Source organism: Affinirhizobium helianthi (assembly GCF_042680945.1).
Taxonomy (GTDB): Bacteria; Pseudomonadota; Alphaproteobacteria; order Rhizobiales; family Rhizobiaceae; genus Neorhizobium; species Neorhizobium helianthi.
Genome location: NZ_JBHUEQ010000004.1, coordinates 272,751 through 292,354, shown reverse-complemented (window position 1 = coordinate 292,354; position 19,604 = coordinate 272,751). Strand labels below are relative to the sequence as shown.

General features: G+C 58.7%; 16 protein-coding genes. 1 reads left to right on the top strand and 15 read right to left on the bottom strand.

Translation table 11 applies throughout. The features are described 5' to 3' along the window. Window positions 1–8: 8 nt before the first annotated feature. The 11 genes from olsA to ACFSE1_RS04710 all read right to left on the bottom strand — a co-directional run bounded on the left by olsA (window position 9) and on the right by ACFSE1_RS04710 (window position 10,400). Complete coding sequence (gene olsA, locus ACFSE1_RS04760; RefSeq protein WP_377397121.1) at window positions 9–803, bottom strand: lyso-ornithine lipid O-acyltransferase; 795 nt, start codon at window positions 801–803, stop codon at window positions 9–11. Further along, window positions 800–1,228, bottom strand: coding sequence for a Fur family transcriptional regulator (locus ACFSE1_RS04755; protein WP_377397119.1), 429 nt, complete (start codon window positions 1,226–1,228; stop codon window positions 800–802). The genes olsA and ACFSE1_RS04755 overlap by 4 nt, the downstream gene beginning before the upstream one ends. Before the next feature lie 125 nt (window positions 1,229–1,353). Then, window positions 1,354–1,848, bottom strand: coding sequence for a GNAT family N-acetyltransferase (locus tag ACFSE1_RS04750; RefSeq protein ID WP_377397117.1), 495 nt, complete (start codon window positions 1,846–1,848; stop codon window positions 1,354–1,356). Window positions 1,849–1,857: 9 nt separating this feature from the next. Beyond that, a complete protein-coding gene (gene tsaB, locus ACFSE1_RS04745; RefSeq protein WP_377397115.1) occupies window positions 1,858–2,517 on the bottom strand; it encodes a tRNA (adenosine(37)-N6)-threonylcarbamoyltransferase complex dimerization subunit type 1 TsaB in 660 nt (219 codons plus the stop codon). 6 nt (window positions 2,518–2,523) lie between these two features. Next, the gene (locus ACFSE1_RS04740; protein ID WP_377397113.1) at window positions 2,524–3,090 is read right to left on the bottom strand and encodes a NifU family protein; all 567 of its coding nucleotides are present in this window, start codon (window positions 3,088–3,090) and stop codon (window positions 2,524–2,526) included. A 114-nt stretch (window positions 3,091–3,204) separates the two neighbouring features. Then, the gene (locus ACFSE1_RS04735; protein WP_377397111.1) at window positions 3,205–3,696 is read right to left on the bottom strand and encodes a universal stress protein; all 492 of its coding nucleotides are present in this window, start codon (window positions 3,694–3,696) and stop codon (window positions 3,205–3,207) included. Window positions 3,697–3,810: 114 nt separating this feature from the next. After that, window positions 3,811–4,875, bottom strand: coding sequence for a tryptophan--tRNA ligase (gene trpS, locus ACFSE1_RS04730; protein WP_377397109.1), 1,065 nt, complete (start codon window positions 4,873–4,875; stop codon window positions 3,811–3,813). A 214-nt stretch (window positions 4,876–5,089) separates the two neighbouring features. Then, on the bottom strand, window positions 5,090–6,688 hold the full coding sequence (locus tag ACFSE1_RS04725; protein ID WP_377397251.1) for an ABC transporter ATP-binding protein: 1,599 nt from the start codon (window positions 6,686–6,688) through the stop codon (window positions 5,090–5,092). A gap of 10 nt (window positions 6,689–6,698) precedes the next feature. Further along, window positions 6,699–7,820 (bottom strand): ABC transporter permease, encoded by a 1,122-nt coding sequence (locus ACFSE1_RS04720; RefSeq protein ID WP_377397107.1) that lies wholly within the window; start codon window positions 7,818–7,820, stop codon window positions 6,699–6,701. Next, complete coding sequence (gene oppB, locus ACFSE1_RS04715; protein ID WP_377397105.1) at window positions 7,813–8,736, bottom strand: oligopeptide ABC transporter permease OppB; 924 nt, start codon at window positions 8,734–8,736, stop codon at window positions 7,813–7,815. Before oppB ends, ACFSE1_RS04720 begins: the two co-directional genes overlap by 8 nt. 62 nt (window positions 8,737–8,798) lie before the next feature. Next, entirely contained in the window at window positions 8,799–10,400 is a 1,602-nt protein-coding gene (locus ACFSE1_RS04710) for a peptide ABC transporter substrate-binding protein (protein WP_377397103.1), read from the bottom strand. A 357-nt stretch (window positions 10,401–10,757) separates the two neighbouring features. Here ACFSE1_RS04710 and ACFSE1_RS04705 point away from each other — a divergent pair, with 357 nt between their 5' ends. Continuing rightward, window positions 10,758–11,180, top strand: a complete 423-nt coding sequence (locus ACFSE1_RS04705; RefSeq protein WP_377397101.1) for a YcbK family protein — start codon at window positions 10,758–10,760, stop codon at window positions 11,178–11,180. Here ACFSE1_RS04705 and murJ read toward each other — a convergent pair. The 4 genes from murJ to mutS all read right to left on the bottom strand — a co-directional run bounded on the left by murJ (window position 11,171) and on the right by mutS (window position 19,561). Then, complete coding sequence (murJ, locus tag ACFSE1_RS04700) at window positions 11,171–12,766, bottom strand: murein biosynthesis integral membrane protein MurJ (RefSeq protein WP_377397099.1); 1,596 nt, start codon at window positions 12,764–12,766, stop codon at window positions 11,171–11,173. The genes ACFSE1_RS04705 and murJ overlap by 10 nt on opposite strands. Continuing rightward, window positions 12,763–15,603 (bottom strand): [protein-PII] uridylyltransferase, encoded by a 2,841-nt coding sequence (locus tag ACFSE1_RS04695; protein ID WP_377397097.1) that lies wholly within the window; start codon window positions 15,601–15,603, stop codon window positions 12,763–12,765. The genes murJ and ACFSE1_RS04695 overlap by 4 nt, the downstream gene beginning before the upstream one ends. Before the next feature lie 173 nt (window positions 15,604–15,776). Beyond that, window positions 15,777–16,784: a helix-turn-helix domain-containing protein gene (locus tag ACFSE1_RS04690; RefSeq protein WP_377397095.1), complete on the bottom strand. Its 1,008-nt coding sequence runs from the start codon at window positions 16,782–16,784 to the stop codon at window positions 15,777–15,779. Window positions 16,785–16,918: 134 nt separating this feature from the next. Further along, on the bottom strand, window positions 16,919–19,561 hold the full coding sequence (mutS, locus tag ACFSE1_RS04685; protein ID WP_377397248.1) for a DNA mismatch repair protein MutS: 2,643 nt from the start codon (window positions 19,559–19,561) through the stop codon (window positions 16,919–16,921). Window positions 19,562–19,604: the final 43 nt, after the last annotated feature.

Below are 19,604 nucleotides of genomic sequence, written 5' to 3'. Positions count from 1 at the left end.
AAGCGGTTTCAGCCAGCGCGCGGATAGAGACGCTGGCTCAGCATGGTGCGCAGCCGCGAGACGATGGCGCCGCTGGCGACTTTCCGGTTGGTATCGGCACGAAACTCCACCACCTCGCCGAAATCCACATCCACGTCCAGCGCGCCGGCTTTCAGCACGCCCATGAGATGCGGCACCAGCTCCACATCCCCTGGCCAGGCGGCAAGCGGGCGATGATAGCGGCCCATAGGCATGCCGTGGATGCCGGTATAGGCAATTGAGACCGGCTGCACATGCACCACGCCTTCCGGCGAGGAGGATACAGCAGCGCTGGCCGCACCAAAGAGGGAGGATTTGATGTCGAGGAGCCGATTGCCGTCGGATGTCGTGCCTTCGGGAAAGAGGACGACCACTTCGCCACCGCTCATGCGGGCGGCGATCTCGTTCACCTGGTCGCCCGTACGGCGCTTCTGCTCTCGCGCCACGAAGATCGTTTTCTGTAGCTTTGCCAGTATGCCGAAGATCGGCCAATCGGCCACTTCGGCCTTGGCAACATAAACCACATCGGCCACGGCGCCGAGAACCAGGATGTCTTTCCAGGACACGTGGTTGGCTGCAATCATCAACGGGCGCCGGGTCTCCAGCCTGCCATGCGTGCGAATGCGGATGCCGAGCAGGCGGCAGGCAATGCGATGCCACCAGCGCGGAAGCCGGCGGCGAAGCCTCCAGTCATAGCGCAGCCCAAGCAGTTGCACCGGCAAAAGCACGAGCGTGACCAGCGCCAGAAGACAAAGAATGATGCCGATCCGCAGCCAGGCGATCACTTTTCGTCCTTATCCAGCGGAATGCCGTAGAGTTCCAGCCGATGCCCCACCAGACGGAAGCCGTGTTCACGGGCGATTCGTTCCTGCAGAGCCTCGATCTCGGCCGAGTGAAACTCGATCACCTCGCCCGTCTTCACATCGATCATATGGTCGTGATGTTCTTCCGGCACGGTCTCATAGCGAGAGCGTCCATCGCGAAAATCGTGCTTCTCGATGATGCCCGCATCCTCGAACAGCTTCACCGTGCGATAGACAGTGGAGATCGAGATTCGCGAATCGATCCTGGACGAGCGGCGATAAAGCTCCTCCACATCCGGATGATCGTCCGAATCCTGAAGAATGCGCGCGATGACCCTCCTTTGCTCGGTCATTCGCATACCCTTCTGGGCGCAAAGCTCTTCCAGTGATTTGGTAAGGTCGGTCATCGGTCTCTCGGCCCTGGAAGTCTTGCAAGGCCCACCCCGTCACAGGCAGGCAGTCTCCATCCCATCTTGAAACACATCCGGCTTAAAAAGCGGTGTGTTCCGGCGATACTTATTTGCGAATGGGACTAACGAAGATCGCGCTTCATGACAAGCGCTGCGGATCGCGTGCCATCTGCCGCCGCATAATAGGCGGGACGACGCGCAACCTCCTCGAAGGCAAGCCTGCGATAGAGGCCGATTGCTGCGGCATTCGTCTCCTCGACCTCCAGAAACATGCTTTCCGCGCCCCGATCGAAGGCTTCCCGCAGCGCCGCCTGCATCAGGCGCCAGCCAAGGCCGGTACGCCCGAACTTTTCCGATACGGCAATCGTCAATATTTCCGCTTCACCCGCCGCCTCGCGCGCAAGAACAATACCGCCGAGCGGACGGCTGAAAAAAGCGTTGGTCTGAAGGGCACAAAAGCCGAAGACTCCAGACTGGGCGAGAAGGCTTGAAACCTCCTGCTCGCTCCAGGGCCGTGAAAAGCGCTGGCCGTGCATCTCCGCAACCTCTGCGCAATCGTCGTCGCGCATCGGAACAACATCGAAAAACGGCTTCCAGGTCAGGTAGTCTTCGAACATCGAGAATCGTCAGGCGCGTGCGAGTGCAAATCCATCCTGGGGTTTAGCATCCGGCCCGCGAAGGTAAAGCGGTTTTGCAATATCCACACCCGGTTGTGCCTGAGCACCCAGTTTTGCAACGATCGCGATATTGAAGCGATCCGGATCTTCACTTTTCTCAAGACCGGAAAGCAACGCCACGGCGGAGCCGGTCACAGTGGCTGAGTGTTTGTGAGCAAGAGCCTTCAACTGATCGAGAGAGAGGCTTTCAGGCTGCCCCAGAGGCTGGCAGTGCTCATCAAATGCCTGCGCATAGATTTCGTTTCGCTTGGCATCCATGGCAGCGATCACGGGACGCGACGCATCCTCGTCCAGATGCTTCATGGCAAGAGCCTGCAGCGTGGAAACACCGACCACATCGACATCCAGCGCCAGTCCCAGCCCGCGAGCCGCTGCAACACCGACCCGAATACCGGTAAAGGAACCGGGGCCAATGGTCACTGCGATGCGATCAATGGAGGGCAGAATGAGATCGGCAGCCTGCAGCGCCTCTTCGATCATCGCCATCAGGCGTTCCGCATGGCCTTTGCCAATGCGATCGATGACCGATGAGAGAACGCGCTTTTCGGACGCATGGTAGATGGCGGCGGAGCAATCCACCCCCGCCGTATCGATTGCGAGAACGTGCATGGAAGCTTAAAGGGCTTCGACGGCCTGAACTTCCGGCACGAAGTGACGGAGCAGGTTCTGAACGCCATGCTTCAAGGTTGCGGTGGAGGATGGGCAGCCCGAGCAGGCCCCCTTCATGTTGAGATAGACAGTGCCATCCCGAAAGCCCTTGAAGGTGATATCGCCACCATCCTGTGCCACGGCCGGGCGAACACGCGTTTCAAGCAATTCCTTGATGGTGGCAACGATTGTCTCGTCGCCATCTTCGAAGAACTCGCCTTCCTCATCCGTGCTTTCGGCAAAGCTGGCAGAACCGCCCATGACCGGCTGGCCGGACATGAAGTGCTCCATGATCGACCCCAGAATGGCGGGCTTCAGATGCTGCCACTCCTGGTTCTCCTTGGTCACGGTCACGAAATCATAGCCGAAATAGACGCCGGTGACGCCCGGAATGGTGAAAAGGCGTGCCGCCAGCGGAGAAGCCTGCGCATCCTCGGCAGTGCGGAAATCAGCCGTCCCCTTCTCCAGCACCACCTTGCCAGGCAGGAACTTCAGGGTGGCCGGATTGGGCGTGGCTTCGGTCTGGATGAACATCTCTTGTCTCCTTGGCAGCTCTCAAAAGGCGCCAGTTTAGAATTCTTCAAAAGAAGATAGTCGCATTCAGCTTTGCGTTCAAGTGCGCCTTTGTGAATGAACGGTCAAGAGCCATCAGCAGAGTGCGTCGATTTCATCATCCGAAAGGCTGTCGGGCAGAACGGTGACAGGAATGGGAAAGGCGGTTGTTCGCCCCGCCAGAGAGGCAACCAGTGGCCCCGGCCCTTCCTTGGCGGATCCTGCGGCCAGAACCAGAATAGCGATGTCGCGATCCTCCTCGATCACGGCATTGATTTCATCGGCGGCGTTACCTTCACGGATCACGATTTCCGGATCGATGCCGATGGTTTCCCGCACCTTCTGGGCGGTCTTTGCCATGACGGCCTCGGCTTCCTCCTGCGCCTCCGCCCGCATGATCTGCTCCACACCCAGCCACTGCTGGAAATCACCTTCCGGGATTACGTAGAGAAGCACCAGTGCGCCATTGGTGTTTTGCGCCCGCCGTCCGGCATAATGCACGGCGCGCTCGCATTCCGGCGTGCCGTCGATAACGGCCATGAACTTGCGCCGATGGCCCTCCAGCCGCGACAACCGCTTCGATACCATATATCCCCTCCGCATACCTCGACCAACCGGATCGAGATCGCGAATTTATACCATATCAGGCAAATGAAAACCCGCCGGTGCTGCAACCGGCGGGTGGAATATTCGCGTCAGGGATCAGCGCAGAAAACCGATGATGTCGTAAACGTCGTTCATGACCAGCTCTGCGCGGGCGCGGGCACGCTCGCCGCCATCCTTGAGGATTGCGTCGATATGGCTGGTGTCCCCCATCAGGCGGCGCATTTCCTCGGTAATCGGGGAGAGAACCTGAACGGCGAGATCGGCAAGCGCCGGCTTGAAGACCGAGAATTGCTGGCCACCGAATTCCTTCAGTACATCGGCTTTGGTCTTGTCGGAAAGCGCTGCATAGATGCCGATCAGGTTGTCGGCCTCAGGACGGCCTGCCAGACCTTCGACTTCCGAGGGAAGACCATCCGGGTCGGTCTTCGCCTTGCGGATCTTTTTCAGGATCTCGTCGGCATCGTCCATGAGGTTGATACGGGACAGATCGGAAGGATCGGACTTCGACATCTTCTTCGTGCCGTCACGCAGCGACATGACGCGGGGTGCCGGACCATCGATCAGCGGCTCGACCAGCGGGAAATAGCCGTGGATCGGCTCCTCGCCCACCACCATGTCCACGCCTTGTCCGGTCGCACGGATTTTCTGCTGGAAATCGATATTGAACTTCTGGGCGATATCGCGCGCCAGTTCCAGATGCTGCTTCTGGTCGTCGCCGACCGGAACATGGGTGGCGCGGTAGACGAGAATATCGGCGGCCATCAGGCTCGGATAAGCGAGCAGGCCAAGCGATGCATTTTCACGATCCTTGCCCGCCTTGTCCTTGAACTGCGTCATGCGGTTCATCCAGCCGATGCGGGCAACGCAGTTGAAGATCCAGGCCAGTTCCGCATGCTGCGGCACGGCCGACTGGTTGAAGACAATGTGCTTCACCGGGTCGATACCGGAGGCAATGAAGGCGGCGGCGATGGAGCGGATCTGACCTTTCAGGTCCTCATGCACCAATTGGGCGGTGATCGCATGCAGATCAACGACGCAGTAGATGCAATCATTGTTTTCCTGCAGCGCCACGAATTTGCGGATTGCGCCGAGATAATTGCCGAGATGCAGGTTGCCGGTGGGCTGAACGCCGGAGAAAACAAGCGGCTTGAAGCTGTTCATATCGTCCTCGATAGGCTGGTGGAGGGCCACAGGCTTTCGGAAACGAGGCCTCAGAAAGGGTGACGTGTCTTTCCGCGTCTCGCCCCGGACGGCCAGGGTTTGCGCGGCGTTCTAGTGCTTTTCGGGCCGCGCAATCAAGTGGCGTCAGCACATCACAGCAGGATTTATGCAAGAGAGGGCACGCTTCATGTCTGAGGCGTGCCCTGCCCCCTCGTCAATGCGTGAAAGCGGCTGCGATCAGCGCCTTGGTGTAATCCTGGGCCGGACTGTCGAAGATATCCTCCGTTGGTCCCTGCTCCACGATTTTCCCGCTCTTCATGACAATCACATGATCGGAAATGGCGCGCACCACCGAAAGATCGTGACTGATAAAGACATAGGACAGATCATGCTTCTGTTGCAGGTCGCGCAGGAGTTCGATCACCTGCCGCTGAACCGAGCGGTCGAGCGCCGATGTCGGCTCATCCAGGATGACGACCTTCGGTTTCAGGATCATGGAGCGCGCAATAGCGATACGCTGCCGCTGGCCGCCGGAGAACTCGTGCGGGTAGCGGTTGCGGGCCGCCGGATCGAGCCCGACTTCATTCAGCGCCTCGATGGCGCGCTTGTCGCGATCCGCTTTCGTCAGGTTCGGCTCATGCACGAAGAGGCCCTCGGTGATGATCTCACCCACTGTCTGGCGGGGCGAGAGCGAACCGTAGGGATCCTGGAACACGAGCTGCATCTGCTTGCGGAAAGGCCGCATGGCCTTGCGATCCAGATGCGAGATATCCGTGCTGTTGAAGCTGTAGCGGCCGTCCGATTGCAGCAGGCGCAGCAGGGCCCTGCCTAGCGTGGACTTGCCGGAACCGGATTCGCCGACGATGCCGATGGTCTGGCCCTTGCGAAGCGTCAGGTTCACTCCATCGACGGCGCGGAAAATGCGGCTGCCCTTGAAAAAGATGCCGGAGCCGATTTCGAAATCGACGGTGACATTGCGCCCTTCAAGGATGATCGGCGCGTTATCCGCCGGAGGTGCCTTGGAACCGGAAGGTTCCGCCGCCAGGAGCATCTTCGTATAGTCCTCTTGCGGACGCTCGAAAATGTCTTCGCGGCTGCCCTGTTCGACGATCTCGCCCCGGCGCATCACAACCACGCGATCCGCCACATGCTTCACCACGCCGAGATCATGGGTGATGAGCACGATGGCCATGCCGAAGCGTTTCTGAAGATCGGCCAGAAGCTCGAGAATCTGCGCCTGAATGGTCACGTCGAGCGCGGTTGTCGGCTCATCCGCAATCAACAGGTCCGGTTCGTTGGCGAGCGCCATGGCAATCATGACGCGCTGGCGCTGACCACCGGACATTTCATGCGGATAGCTATCGATGCGCCGTTCCGGCTCCGGGATGCCGACAAGTTGCAAGAGTTCCAGCACGCGGCTTCTTGCCGCTTTCTTATCCATGCCACGGTGATGGATGAGGGGCTCGGCAATCTGCTTTCCGACCGTGTAGAGCGGATCGAGCGATGTCATCGGCTCCTGAAAGATCATGGTAATCTTCGAGCCACGCACCTTGTTCAGATCGGAAAGGCTTGCACCCACCAGCTCCTTGTCGCGGTAGCGGGCAGAACCGGAGACGCGTCCGTTTGCAGCGAGCAAGCCCATAATCGCCATCATGGTCTGGCTTTTGCCGGAGCCGGATTCGCCAACAATCGCCAGCGTTTCGCCCTTCTTCACCGAGAAGCTCGTGCCTTTGACAGCCTGAACATCGCCATCCGGCGTGGTGAAATCGACCTTGAGGTTGGAGACCGTCAGAACGGTTTCATGTGTTTCCATCTTTTCCATCTCAACGGTCCTTCGGATCGAGCGCATCGCGCAGGCCATCGCCGACGAAATTCAGCGAAAACAGCGTTAGAACGAAGAAGATGGACGGGAAGATGAGCAGCCAGGGTGCGCCCTGCATGTTCTTGGCACCTTCCGAAATCAACGTGCCCCAGCTGGCAAGCGGCGCCTGAACACCAAGACCAAGGAAGGACAGGAAGCTTTCCGTGAGGATGACCTGCGGAACGACAACCGTGACGAACACGATGACGGGACCAATCGTGTTGGGAATGATGTGACGGCGGATGATCTGCCAGTCTGTCAAACCGAGTGCCTGTGCTGCACCGACGAATTCACGCCGTTTCAGCGAAAGCGTCTGACCGCGCACGATACGGGCCATTTCCAGCCATTGCACGGCACCGATCACAATGAAGATCAGCATGACCGAGCGGCCGAAGAAGACCACCAGCACGACCACCAGGAATACGAAGGGCAGCGAATAGAGAATTTCCACCAGTCGCATCATGATATTGTCGACACGCCCGCCCAGATAGCCCGAGGTTGCGCCGTAGATGACGCCGATCCCCAAAGAAACAAGTGAGGCCGCAACGCCAACCGCAATGGAAATCTGCCCACCCAGCATGACGCGGACCAGAAGATCGCGGCCATTGCTATCAGTGCCGAAGAGGAAATATTGCTGATCCACATGGCCGGTCAGCACCATGGAAAGCTGATCGGGTGCCGTTTCCTTGACTTCCGTTCCCTTGAACTCGTTCACGCGATCGAAATAGCGCACCGTGCGTGGATCGATTGGACTGGACGAGGAAACCTTGGCGGTGAAGGTGCCATCTTTCACCTCGAAACTATCGAGGTTGAGACGGGCGCGTTTAACCGCGGATGTGGCCACATCCTCAAGCGTTTTCGGGTCAGGGCGCGGCGTGAGGCTTGGCGCGATGGTCACATAGGACGGAAACACCTGATCATAGGTGTGCGTCATGAAAAAAGGCCCGACAAAAGAAAACAGGCCGATGAGAAGCAGCATGAAGCAGCCGCCCATGGCAGCCTTGTTGCGGCGAAAGCGCAGCCAGGCAAGCTGCCCAAGGCTTCGGCCCTGCACTTCCGGGGTGGAGTTTACGGTATCAGTCATGGCGAACCCTCGGGTCGAGCAGGCCGTAGGCAATATCGACCAACAGGTTGAAGACGATCACGAAGATCGCAACGAGGATGACGGTGCCCATGACCAGCGGATAATCGCGGTTGAGCGCACCGAGCACGAAGTAGCGGCCAACGCCGGGAATGGTGAAAATGCTTTCCACCACCGCAGAACCGGTCAACAGTGCCGCAGCACAGGGCGCAAGGTAAGAGACCACCGGCAGCATGGCCCCGCGCAAAGCGTGCGTGACAACGACCACCCGCGATGGCAGGCCATAGGCCTTGGCGGTGCGGATATGGTCCGTGTGCAGCGCTTCGATCATGGCACCGCGTGTGAGGCGGGCAAACACCGCCAACTGCGGCAAGGCCAGAGCGATGATAGGCAGAATGAGGAACTGGATGGAGCCATCGCCCCAGCCGCCGGCTGGCAACCACGAAAGCATGATGGCAAAGATCAGCGTCAGCACCGGGCCAACGACGAAATTCGGAACGGTTACACCAACCGTAGCGAAGGCCATGAGCCCGAAATCCAGTACCGAGTTCTGCCGAAGTGCAGCAATGGTTCCCAGCAGCACACCGCCGATCAGAGCGATCAGAATGGCCATTGAGCCAAGCTGCATCGAATAAGGCAGCGCCTTCCCGATAAGCTCAGCGACCGTGTTGTCCTTGTAGATATAGCTCGGCCCGAAATCGCCAGTGACAGCATTTCCGAGGTAGTGGATGTATTGCTTCCAGATGGGCTGATCGAGCTGATAGGTAGCCATCAGGTTTGCCATCGTCTGGGGCGGAAGCGGACGTTCAAGGCTGAACGGGCCACCAGGCGCAAAGCGCATCAGGAAAAACGATATCGTCACGACGACGAATACCGTGGGCACGGCACTCGCCAATCGGCGCAGGATGAAACTGATCATGGTTCAAACGATGACGCGCACCGTTCGGATGAGAACGGCGCGCGTCATGCTCCTTTTTTCGATTACTTGTCCGAGACGCTCAAAAACTTGGAAAGATGCTCGTTGACGGCATTATCCTGCCAGCCCGCAACGCGAGACGCGACAAGCCAGAGATTGGCATTGCCCATGACCGGCGCAATCGGCTGATCCTTGTTCAGGATTTCCTCGGCCTTCTTCATGATTTCCATGCGCTTTGCAGCATCGCGCTCATCATAGGACTGTTTCATCAGCGCGTCGAATTCGGCGTTCTTGTACTTACCGTAGTTGAACGTAGTGTTGGTGCTGACCAGTAGAGCCAGGAAGTTTTCCGGATCGGCATAGTCCGCAGACCAGGATGCACGTGCGACGTTGAACTTGCCACCTTCCTGCAGGTACGCATAGTGCGAAGCGACATCGAGATTGACCAGAGACACCTTGGCACCGAATGTGTTCTTCCACATATCGGCCAGAGCCGTTGCTACACGCTCGTGGTTGGTATTGGTGTTGTAGCGGACTTCGATGTTGAGCGGCTTGCCGCCCTCACCGTAACCGGCCTCCTTCATCAAGGCGATGGCCTTGTCTTCACGGTCGATCTGCGACAGCGATGCCCAATCCGGCTTCACGCCTTCGCCATAGCCTTCCATGCCTGGCGGCACGAGGTGGTAGGCAGGGATCTGAGCGCCAGAATAGATTTCACTGGTGATGAAATCGCGGTCGATGGCCATGGAAAGAGCCTGGCGAACGCGCACATCGTTGTAAGGCTCCTGACGGTTATCGAAGGCGAAATAATAGGTCGCAAGGGCGGGTGTCACATGCACCTGGTCCTTATAGGCTTCGCGCAGGCGTTTGATCTGCTCTGCGGAGAAGTTGTAGACCAGATCCATCTCCTTGGCTTCGAAACGACGCACCGATGCGGCATCGTCATCGATCGGGTAGAAGACGACCTTGTCGAGCTTCACATTCTTGGCGTCCCAGTAGTTCTCGTTCTTCACGACAACCAGCGTGTCGTTCGGGACATGCGACTGAAGCTTGAAGGCGCCGTTGGAGACCATATTGCCCGGCTTCACGAACTGATCGCCGAACTTCTCGTAATTGGCCTTGTTGATCGGCAGGGCCGTGTAGTGGGCAAGAAGCTGGAGGAAGAAGGGGGTCGCACGCTCAAGCGTGATCTCGAACGTCTTGGCATCCACCGCCTTCACGCCCAGCTGGTCAACCGGCAACTCGCCCTTGTTGACCTTTTCAGCGTTCTTGATGGGATAGAGGATGTTAGCGTATTTGGCAGCCGTCTTCGGATCTTCCACGCGGCGCATGGCGAAGGCGAAATCTTCAGCCGTTACCGGCGTGCCATCGGACCACTTGGCGTCTTCGCGCAGCTTGAAGGTATAGACGGTGCCATCATCGGAAATCTTCCAGCTTTCGGCAGCGCCGGGCACAATCTCACCCTTGGCGTCGTAGATTGTGAGGCCTTCGAAAAGGTCCTTCACCACGAAGCCTTCAATATCAATAGAAATATTTGCGTAATCGAGCGTCTGCGGTTCGCCGCCGTTGCCGCGATGCAGGACAGCTTCCGCGAACGCATTGCTGGCACCGAATAAAAGAGCGCCTGCGAGAACAGTCGTCGCGAATCTGTGCTTCATAAATGACATGGCTTTTTGCCTTTCCCCGAACGGTCATTTTCATTTTTTGCATCGATTAAAAAATGCGAACATTGATCGGAAGACAAGTAGGCCGAGCTTATTAATGCTGAAGCAGCCCGTTCAAAACGCTGAAACATGGTGTGAATTTGCCAAAACCGTGGCAAATGCCTCATGTTTTCCCCAGGCTCTCCACAGGGGTAAATCTCGAAAAACCTGCAACGCCCTATGGTTAACGGATCTCAACAATAAAGGCATCAAAACCTCACAATCGAGCAAATTCGTCCTTACTGACGTCACTTTTTGAAACGAAATGCTCCCTCAGTTCCATTCAGCCCCTTTTAGAGGCAATAATCTGACGGAGACATTATGCGCTTGCTGTTATGCGTCGCGCTCGCCGGCATCCTCGCTGTCACCCATGCTGTGGCAGGAGAAACTCAAAGTGTGAAAAAACGTCGCGCCAATCTGTTCAAACATGATTACAGCGCAGCCTACACCGTGCAGCGGGTGAGTGTTCGCACCGGTTGCTTCCCCGAAAAGCTCGAGGCGATTCTCGCTCACATCGCGTCAAAGACGGGCCGCAAGCCCATTGTCACCTCGGGTCACCGGCCAAAATCCGGCACATCCCAGCACAGCCACTGTCTGGCCGCGGATATTCGCGTGCCGGGCGTCTCGGACCGGAAGATTGTCGCCGCCGCGGCCAGTGCCCCCGGCATTGGCGGCATTGGTCGCTATTGCAACGGGATCATCCATGTGGATGTGGGACCCAAGCGCCGCTGGGTCTATTGCTGATCGTCCTCTGGCTTGGCAGGTGCAGCGCGGCGACGCTTCAGGTTGCGACGCAGCATCCCAAGATCGGCACCGCCAATCAAAAAGGCAGTCGTGAAGTAGACAAGCATAGCAATGCCAATCAAGCCGAACAGCGCCGCCAGTTTGATCAGGAACGAGGTCCCCGGCAGGAGATAGGCGGCGGCATGCGACTGCGCATAGAGAAGCGCTGCAGCCATCACCGCCGCTGAAACAATCAGCAGGAATATCCTGCGCGCAAGGGGCCATTCCCATTGCAGATTGCCTCTTCGCCACAGGGTGAAGAACAGAAGCAGCGTATTGATCCAGCCCGCTGCAACTTCCGCTGTCGCAATGCCGCGTTCGGCAATCAGCGGGAAAAGCGAAATCGCAAGGGCCGAATTGACCGCGACCGAAAGCATGGTGAAGCGCATCGGTGTCTTGGTATCTTCACGCGCATAAAAACCCGGCTGAAGCGCCTTGATCAGCACGAAGCCCGGCAGGCCAAGGCCGTAAATCGCCAGAATGGACGCCACGACGGCCGTATTGTCCGCATTGAAGGCACCACGCTCATAGAGAACGCGAATGATCGGCTCCGACAGGATCCAGATGCCGACGGCCGCAGGAAGCGTAAGAAACAGCACGAATTCCAGCGAGCGGTTCTGGATATTTCCGGCCTCTTTCATATTGCCGGATTTCAGCGCCCGCGAAAGCTCCGGCAGCAGGACCACACCGACGGCAACACCCACGACACCAAGCGGCAACTGGTAGATGCGATCTGCATATTGAAGGGCAGCAATCGCGCCTTCCTTGCCGGAGGCAATGGCTTGACCGATGATCTGGTTGATCTGGGTAATGCCACCTGTGACAGCCGCGGGAATGGCAAGGACCAGAAGCCGCTTCACATTCGGCGTCATTTTCGGGCGGCGGAAACCAATGCGGATGCCCGCGTGACGGACGCCAAAATAGACGATGGCGAGTTGAACAAGACCCGCAGCCAACACACTCCAGGAGAGATACCAGCCGGTCGTCAAAGGATCAGCACCGCTCCACAGCGCGTAGATCAGCGCGCTGATCATGATGACATTGAGGAAGACCGGTGCGATGGCCGCAGCGAAGAAATGGTGCAGCGAGTTCAGCATACCGCTCATCATGGCCGTCAGCGACATGCACATGAGATAGGGGAACATGACGATGGCCATGCGCACCGTTATCGCGGTCTTTTCCGGATCGTCAGCAAAGCCTGGCGCTATGATCCAGCGCACCAGGAGCGGCATGGAAAGCTGCATGCCAATGGTGATGACGAGCAGCGCCGAGAAGAGGACGCCGAACACTTCTTCCGAGAAGCGCTTGGCACCCTCGACGCCATGAGCCTCGATTTCCTTGGAAAATAGCGGCACGAAAGCGGCGTTGAAGGCACCTTCCGCAAAGAGGCGGCGAAACAGGTTGGGAAAGCGAAAGGCGGCGTAAAAGATATCCGCCATTGGCCCGGTGCCGAGCGCGGCGGCCATCAGCGTTTCACGCGCAAAGCCGAAAAGGCGGCTGCCCAGCGTCGCGCCGCCGACCGTTGCAAACTTCTTCACCAGGCTCATGCGTCTGCTTTCGTCTTTCGCGGAGGATTGCCGGCACGAACGGCAACGGGATCCGGTGCGATAATACCGGAGGGCATGCCGCGCCGCAGCTCATCTTCCTGCTCACTGATGACCGTCTTGAGGCGCTGAACAATCGTGCCCTGCCGGTTCTCGTTGGTAATCTTCTGCCCCACAAGATCGGTCACGTAGAAGGTATCGATGACCTTTTCGCCGAAAGTGGTGATGCGCGCCGAATGGATATCCAGCGATAGATCGGCCAGCACCACGGTCATGTCGGCCAGCAGGCCGGTGCGGTCCAGCCCCTCGACTTCAATCACGGTGAACTTGTTGGAGAGCGTGTTCGAGATCGTCACCGAGGGATGGACGATAAAGGTCTTGTTCTTTTTCTTGGCCTTGGCGCGGGTTGCAATCACCTCCGGCAAGCGCTTCTTGCCCGCCAGCACATCCTCGATCATGCGGCAGACGGTTGCGGCACGACGCAACTCATCTTCGTCGCTCTGGAATTCGCGGTTGATGAGAATGGTATCCAGCGCGCGGCCATCGGTGGTGGTATAAATCTGCGCATCGGCGATATTGGCACCTGTTGCGGCGCAGGCACCCGCAATGATGGAGAGAAGGCGCGGATGGTCAGGTGCCAGAACCGTAATTTCCGTGATTGCACGGAAGCTATCGGTGCGCACCATCGTTGCCAGCGCATGGCCCGCCTTGTCCGCATCCCGAATGAACTTCGCATGCCGCACCTGATCTTCCAGCGCGACAGAGAGAAGATATGGCTGGTAATGGAGCTTGGAGTAGGTCTTGCGGTCCTTCTGGCTCCATTCGGACAGGGCATCTGCCAGCGCTTCGGCGGCAGCCTTGGCCCGCTCCTTGCGTGACACTTCCGAGAAGCCGCCGGAGAGAAGCAGTTCCGTCTCGTAATACAGCGTGCGCAGCAGCTGGCCTTTCCAGCCGTTCCAGACGCCGGGGCCGACCGCGCGAATATCGCAGATCGTCAGAACCAGCAGCATTTTGAGCCTGTCGAGCGACTGCACCGTTTCGGCGAAATCGGTGATTGTCTTGCGGTCATGCAGGTCGCGCGTCTGTGCCACCATGGACATGGCCAGATGCTGGTCGATCAGCCAGGCCACCAGCTCTGTCTGCTTGGGTTTCAGCCCGAAGCGCGGGCAGAGTTTGCGAGCCACGCGGGCACCGGCAATGGAATGATCCTCCTGCCTGCCCTTGGCAATATCGTGCAGCAGAACAGCGACATAAAGCGCCTCCCGCTCTTCGATATGCGGCATCAGCTGGTTGGCAAGCGGGTGCTCTTCGGCAAAATGGCCCTTGTCGATCTCCGACAAAGCCTCGACGGCGCGGATCAGATGCTCATCCACCGTGTAATGGTGATACATGCTGAATTGCATCATCGCGACGATCTTGCCGAATTCGGGAATGAACCGGCCCAGAACGCCGGATTCGTTCATGCGGCGCAGCGTGAGCGCCGGATCCAGGCGGGACGTGAGGATAGACAGGAAAAGGCGGTTGGCTTCCGCATCCTCCCGCAGATGATCGTCAATGAGACGCAAATCCCGCGTGATCGCTTTCAAGGCGTCCGGGTGGTATTCCAGCCCGTGAAGATCGGCAACATGAAACAGCCGGAGGATGCTGACGGGATCGCGCTTGAAGACATCCGGATCAGCCAGCGCAATGCGGCCGCGATCTTCCACGAATTCGGAGCTTCCGGGGATCTTGCGAACGCGGCGGCGGAAGCGTCCAATCACGCCGGTAATGCCCGGAGCGGGCTTTGCCTGCTCTTCCTCCAGCGCCGAGCACAGAATGCGCGTCAGATCGCCAACATCCTTGGTCACAAGGAAGTAGTGCTTCATGAAGCGTTCCACCGCGGAGAGCGTGCGCCGATTGCTATAGCCGAGATTCGCCGCAATCTCTCGCTGGATGTCGAAGGACAGGCGCTCTTCCGCCTTGCCGGTCACAAAATGCATCTGGCACCGCACCGCCCAGAGGAAGTCTTCCGCCTTCTGGAACAGTCTCCACTCCTGCCGGGAAAGAACGCCGAGCTTGACGAGTTGAGCGGCATCACGCACGCGGTAATGATATTTGGCGATCCAGAACAGGGTCTGGATATCGCGCAAGCCACCCTTGCCTTCCTTCACATTCGGCTCAACGAGGTAGCGGGTATCTCCGGCCTTCTGGTGGCGCTGGTCACGCTCGCCAAGCTTGGCCGCGATGAAATCCTCAGCGCCGTGGCTGACGATCTCACTGTCGAAGCGGGCCTGCAACTCGTCTGCCAGTGTCTTGCGACCGCAAACGAAACGCATTTCCAGAACGGCGGTGCGGATCGTCATATCCTGGTTGGAAAGACTGATGCACTCATCCACCGTGCGCGTGGCATGCCCTACCTTGAAGCCGAGATCCCACAGCATGTAGAGCAGGAACTCGATGGCCTTGCGCATGTCCTCTGTATTTCTGGAGGGCAGAAGGAAAAGAAGATCGATATCGGACCCCGGCGCCAGGGTGCCCCGGCCGTAACCGCCGACGGCTGTGATCGCAACATCAGCCGCCGCTGCCGGGTAAAGGCGCTGCGTGACCCCTTCAAAAATGACGGTGATCAACTGATCCTGAATGTAGGAGAGACGCTCTGCGCAATTGAGGCCGCTGCCATCCTCCGCCAGAAGCGCACGGACCTTTTCGCGGCCATCGAGGCTGGCCTTGCGCAAAACCGGCAAAAGAGCGGCCCGCATTTCGAGAGCCTTGCCCGCCCCATTCTCAAGGATTGTTTCACATTCCTGACGCAGCTGCGCCAGATCCAGAAGTCCTGAAAAATCGATTTCTTCTCTTGCCATGTCATCCCGCCGGGTGCCGCATCCCTCGGCCTATAGCCTTATCGGCATGTGCTTGCATATTGTTTTAGACGCGCTGCGCTTCGATTCGGCACAGTGGGTTGGCGCCTGTTGCCAGAGCGTTTCCATCATCGGATTGATTTCACATCGGACGGGATTTTCCAATCCTTGGTTTATCAATTCTTGAGACGGGCCTGTGCGCGCCACTCTGACGGGCTTTTGCCCGTGACCCGCCTGAATTCGCGATTGAAATTGGATTTGGTGCCAAAGCCGCATTCGAACATGAGGGCGGTCAACGGCTGATTGGTTTCCTCCAGAAGACGGCATGCCTCACGAATGCGCCGGTTGTTGACGAATTGCGAAACATTGAGCCCCGTTGCCCGATTGATCGCCGCCGAGACCTCACGTGCCGTCGCGCCGGTGCGCCGTGCAAGCTTCGCAAGGCTGAGATCTTCCTGGCGGTAGAGATCATTGCTGTCGAGCGCAGCTTCAATGCGCGCAAGAAGTGCCTCGTCCTCTGCGTTCGTCCCTGCCACCGCTGCCCCGCTTGGCGCCGCCTGTTCGCGTCCGAAGAAATCGGGCACGAAATAATAGAGCGTGACGATAAAAAGCGCGGTGAAGTTCATGGCCGTGACCGCAAGCGGCACAAGGGCATTGCCATAGAACAGGCTGACAACGGCCAGAGCCGCATCGAAAATGCCGAAAAAGAGCAGCAGGATCGCAGAGAGGCGAGCAGCCCTCATCGCCGGCACCATGCGCTGCAACGAGGTTTCCGCCAAAGCATTGGAGCCTTTCAGCGTCAGGCTGAAGAGCAGAACTCCGTAGCAAATGAATTCCAGCATCAGCAGGAGATCGACCAGCAACGGCAGCAAGGCGACAGCCAGCAAAACAAGCAGGGGCGCAACCAGATGCAGCGCCGGACGCGCCACGGGCGTTGCCGCGAGAGAACGAAAGGCAAGATAGGCAAGTGGCGGCATCAGGGCTGCCGTGACTGGTTGAACGACATGCAGCCATTCAACCCCATAGCCGAAGCGAAGCCCGATGATGGCACCCTGCATGGCATAGGCCATCAGGAAAACGACGAAGTAACGCTTAGACCCCGGTGTCTCGACACCCTTCAAATTGCGGTAGAGCGTAAGCGCGATGACCAGCCCGACGATGAATGGCAGTGGAATGGACAGCAAGGCAAGGCACCTCGGCGGCGTGAAAATGGCCTGAAACTGAAGTGATGGCGAAAGCTGAACTGCCCTCACCACGCTATCGATTTGTTATTCGCAATTTCCACCGCAAAGGAGGTTCCCGGCTTTGCTGGAATTGCTCAGTTAAGCTGCTTCTTCAGCGCATAAAGCGCATCGAGCGCTTCACGCGGTGTCATGTCATCCGGGTTGATGGCCTTCAACGCCTCTTCCACCTTGGAGGGCCCGCGCTTCTCCTGCTCTTTCCTGACCGCCACCTGAAACAGCGGAAGATCATCGATGAGCTGGCTGGCCGGGTTCTTGCGGTCGGCATCCTCAAGCTTGTTCAGGACATCGCGCGCCCGCGCCACAACGGCATCGGGAAGACCGGCAAGCTTCGCCACCTGAATGCCGTAGGAGCGATCTGCAGCACCCGGACCTACCTCGTGCAGGAAGATGACATCGCCATCCCATTCCTTCACCCGCATGGTCGCGTTGGAGAGCCGGTTCAGCTTTTCCGAAAGCACGGTCAATTCGTGGAAATGGGTTGCAAAAAGGCCCCGGCAGCGATTGGCTTCATGCAGATGTTCCACGGCGGCCCAGGCAATGGAAAGACCGTCGAAGGTTGCGGTTCCTCGGCCGATTTCATCGAGAATGACCAACGAACGATCCGTCGCCTGATTGAGAATGGCGGCGGTCTCGACCATTTCAACCATGAAGGTGGAGCGTCCCCGCGCCAGATCGTCCGATGCTCCGACGCGCGAAAAGAGGCGATCCACCACGCCGATCTGCGCCTGCGTGGCAGGCACGAAGGAACCGATCTGGGCGAGAATGGCAATCAGCGCATTCTGGCGCAGGAATGTGGATTTACCGCCCATGTTCGGGCCGGTGAGCAGCCAGAGGGCGCCAAAACCGCCATCCGTCTTTGGCGAGAGATCGCAATCATTGGCAATGAACGAGCCGGAGGACTGGCGGCGAAGCGCCTGCTCCACGACCGGATGACGCCCGCCTTGAATGTTGAACTGGCGCGAGGCGTCCACTTCCGGACGGCAATAGTTCCACTCCTCCGCCAGAAGCGCCAGCCCTGCCGCAACATCGATGATGGAAAGCGCCCTCGCCCCGGCCTTCAGAACCTCCGCATGGGACAGCACCATCGCCGTCAGACGGTCGAAGGCTTCCAGCTCGATCGTCAGCGCCCGGTCTGCAGCATTGGCAATGCGGCTTTCCAGATCCGCCAGTTCCGTGGTGGTGAAGCGCATGGCATTGGCCATGGTCTGGCGATGGATGAAGCGCGCCTTCGCCTCCGGCGTGTCGGTCATCGGGCCGCTATTGCCCGCCGTCACCTCGATGAAATAACCCAGCACATTGTTATGCTTGATCTTGAGCGATTTGATGCCGGTCTCTTCCGCATAATGCAGTTGCAGCCCGGCAATGACCCGCCGCGACTGGTCACGAAGCGCACGCACCTCATCCAGCTCGGCATGAGCGCCATCGCGAAGGAAGCCGCCATCGCGTTTCAGAAGCGGCAACTCATCCGACAGAACGCGATCCATCTCCTCTTCCACGAAGCGCGGAAGTGCACTCAGATCCTTGAAAGCGCCTGACAGCTCTTCCGGCAGAAGCGCCTTGCCGAGACATTCGCCGACCTGACGCGCCGCGGCGAGACCCTGGCGAATGCTGCCCAGATCACGCGGTCCGCCGCGATCCAGCGCAAGGCGCGACAGCGCTCTTGGCATATCCGGCACATGCTTGAGCGCGGAACGCAGATCGCTGCACAGAGAGGGTTCTTCAATCAGAAAGGCAACGCTATCCAGCCGACGATTGATCTCCTGCGGGTCGGTCAGCGGCGACATCAGACGTTCGGCAAGAAGGCGCCCACCGCCGCCGGTCACCGTGCGATCGATCGCCTTCAGCAGCGATCCTTCACGATCGCCGTTCATGGTGCGGGTCAGCTCCAGATTGGCCCGCGTGGCCGGATCGATGAACAGCGTCGATGCGCCGCTCTCACGCTCCGGCGGATTGAGCGGCGGACGCTCCGCAATCTGGGTCTTCTCGACATAGGCAACCGCAGCTGCCGCGGCTGCAAGCTCGGCTCTCGTGAAGCTGCCGAAACCATCCAGCGTGCCGACGCCGAAATAGCGGGCAATGCGCTCTTCGGCCGTCGCGCTATCGAAAAGCACACCTGGCTGTGGCACCGCGACACGACCGAGAATATCGAAGGTCGGTTTCAGTTCCTCATCGTAGAAGACCGTATCCGCCACAATCAGTTCACGCGGTTCGATGCGCAGAATATCGGCGAGCAGGCGAAGCTGTGTCGTTTCCGCCAGCCGGAAGACGCCGGTGGAAATATCGATCCAGGCCAGTGCCAGCTGCTGCTCGCCACCGCCCTTGATGCGCGCAAGGGCCATCAGGTAATTGGATTCCGACGGGGAGAGCAGCTTCTCTTCCGTCAGCGTTCCCGGCGTAACAAGGCGCACGACATCGCGCCGCACGACGGATTTCGAACCGCGTTTCCTGGCTTCGGCAGGATCCTCCACCTGCTCGCAGACCGCCACGCGGAAGCCGAGAGAAATCAGCTTTTGCAGATAGTCGTCGGCGGCATGGATCGGCACGCCGCACATGGGAATATCCTGCCCCAGATGCTGCCCACGTTTTGTCAGCGTGATTCCGAGGGCGCGCGCCGCCTCCACCGCATCTTCGAAGAAGAGCTCGTAGAAATCGCCCATACGGTAAAACAGCAGCGAATCCGGGTTATTCGCCTTGATCTCGATATACTGTTCCATCATCGGCGTTGCCGAAGCGCGGCTTTCAGCCGAGGTAAGCTCGGCT

Bases quoted from the DNA above. Each gene is read 5' to 3' on its own strand.
- trpS (WP_377397109.1), bottom strand. From the start codon at position 4,875: ATGAACAGCTTCAAGCCGCTTGTTTTCTCCGGCGTTCAGCCCACCGGC.
- ACFSE1_RS04725 (WP_377397251.1), bottom strand. From the start codon at position 6,688: ATGGAAACACATGAAACCGTTCTGACGGTCTCCAACCTCAAGGTCGAT.
- mutS (WP_377397248.1), bottom strand. From the start codon at position 19,561: ATGATGGAACAGTATATCGAGATCAAGGCGAATAACCCGGATTCGCTG.
- murJ (WP_377397099.1), bottom strand. From the start codon at position 12,766: ATGAGCCTGGTGAAGAAGTTTGCAACGGTCGGCGGCGCGACGCTGGGC.
- ACFSE1_RS04750 (WP_377397117.1), bottom strand. From the start codon at position 1,848: ATGTTCGAAGACTACCTGACCTGGAAGCCGTTTTTCGATGTTGTTCCG.
- ACFSE1_RS04735 (WP_377397111.1), bottom strand. From the start codon at position 3,696: ATGGTATCGAAGCGGTTGTCGCGGCTGGAGGGCCATCGGCGCAAGTTC.
- ACFSE1_RS04740 (WP_377397113.1), bottom strand. From the start codon at position 3,090: ATGTTCATCCAGACCGAAGCCACGCCCAATCCGGCCACCCTGAAGTTC.
- ACFSE1_RS04720 (WP_377397107.1), bottom strand. From the start codon at position 7,820: ATGACTGATACCGTAAACTCCACCCCGGAAGTGCAGGGCCGAAGCCTT.
- ACFSE1_RS04705 (WP_377397101.1), top strand. From the start codon at position 10,758: ATGCGCTTGCTGTTATGCGTCGCGCTCGCCGGCATCCTCGCTGTCACC.
- ACFSE1_RS04695 (WP_377397097.1), bottom strand. From the start codon at position 15,603: ATGGCAAGAGAAGAAATCGATTTTTCAGGACTTCTGGATCTGGCGCAG.
- tsaB (WP_377397115.1), bottom strand. From the start codon at position 2,517: ATGCACGTTCTCGCAATCGATACGGCGGGGGTGGATTGCTCCGCCGCC.
- oppB (WP_377397105.1), bottom strand. From the start codon at position 8,736: ATGATCAGTTTCATCCTGCGCCGATTGGCGAGTGCCGTGCCCACGGTA.
- ACFSE1_RS04755 (WP_377397119.1), bottom strand. From the start codon at position 1,228: ATGACCGACCTTACCAAATCACTGGAAGAGCTTTGCGCCCAGAAGGGT.
- ACFSE1_RS04710 (WP_377397103.1), bottom strand. From the start codon at position 10,400: ATGTCATTTATGAAGCACAGATTCGCGACGACTGTTCTCGCAGGCGCT.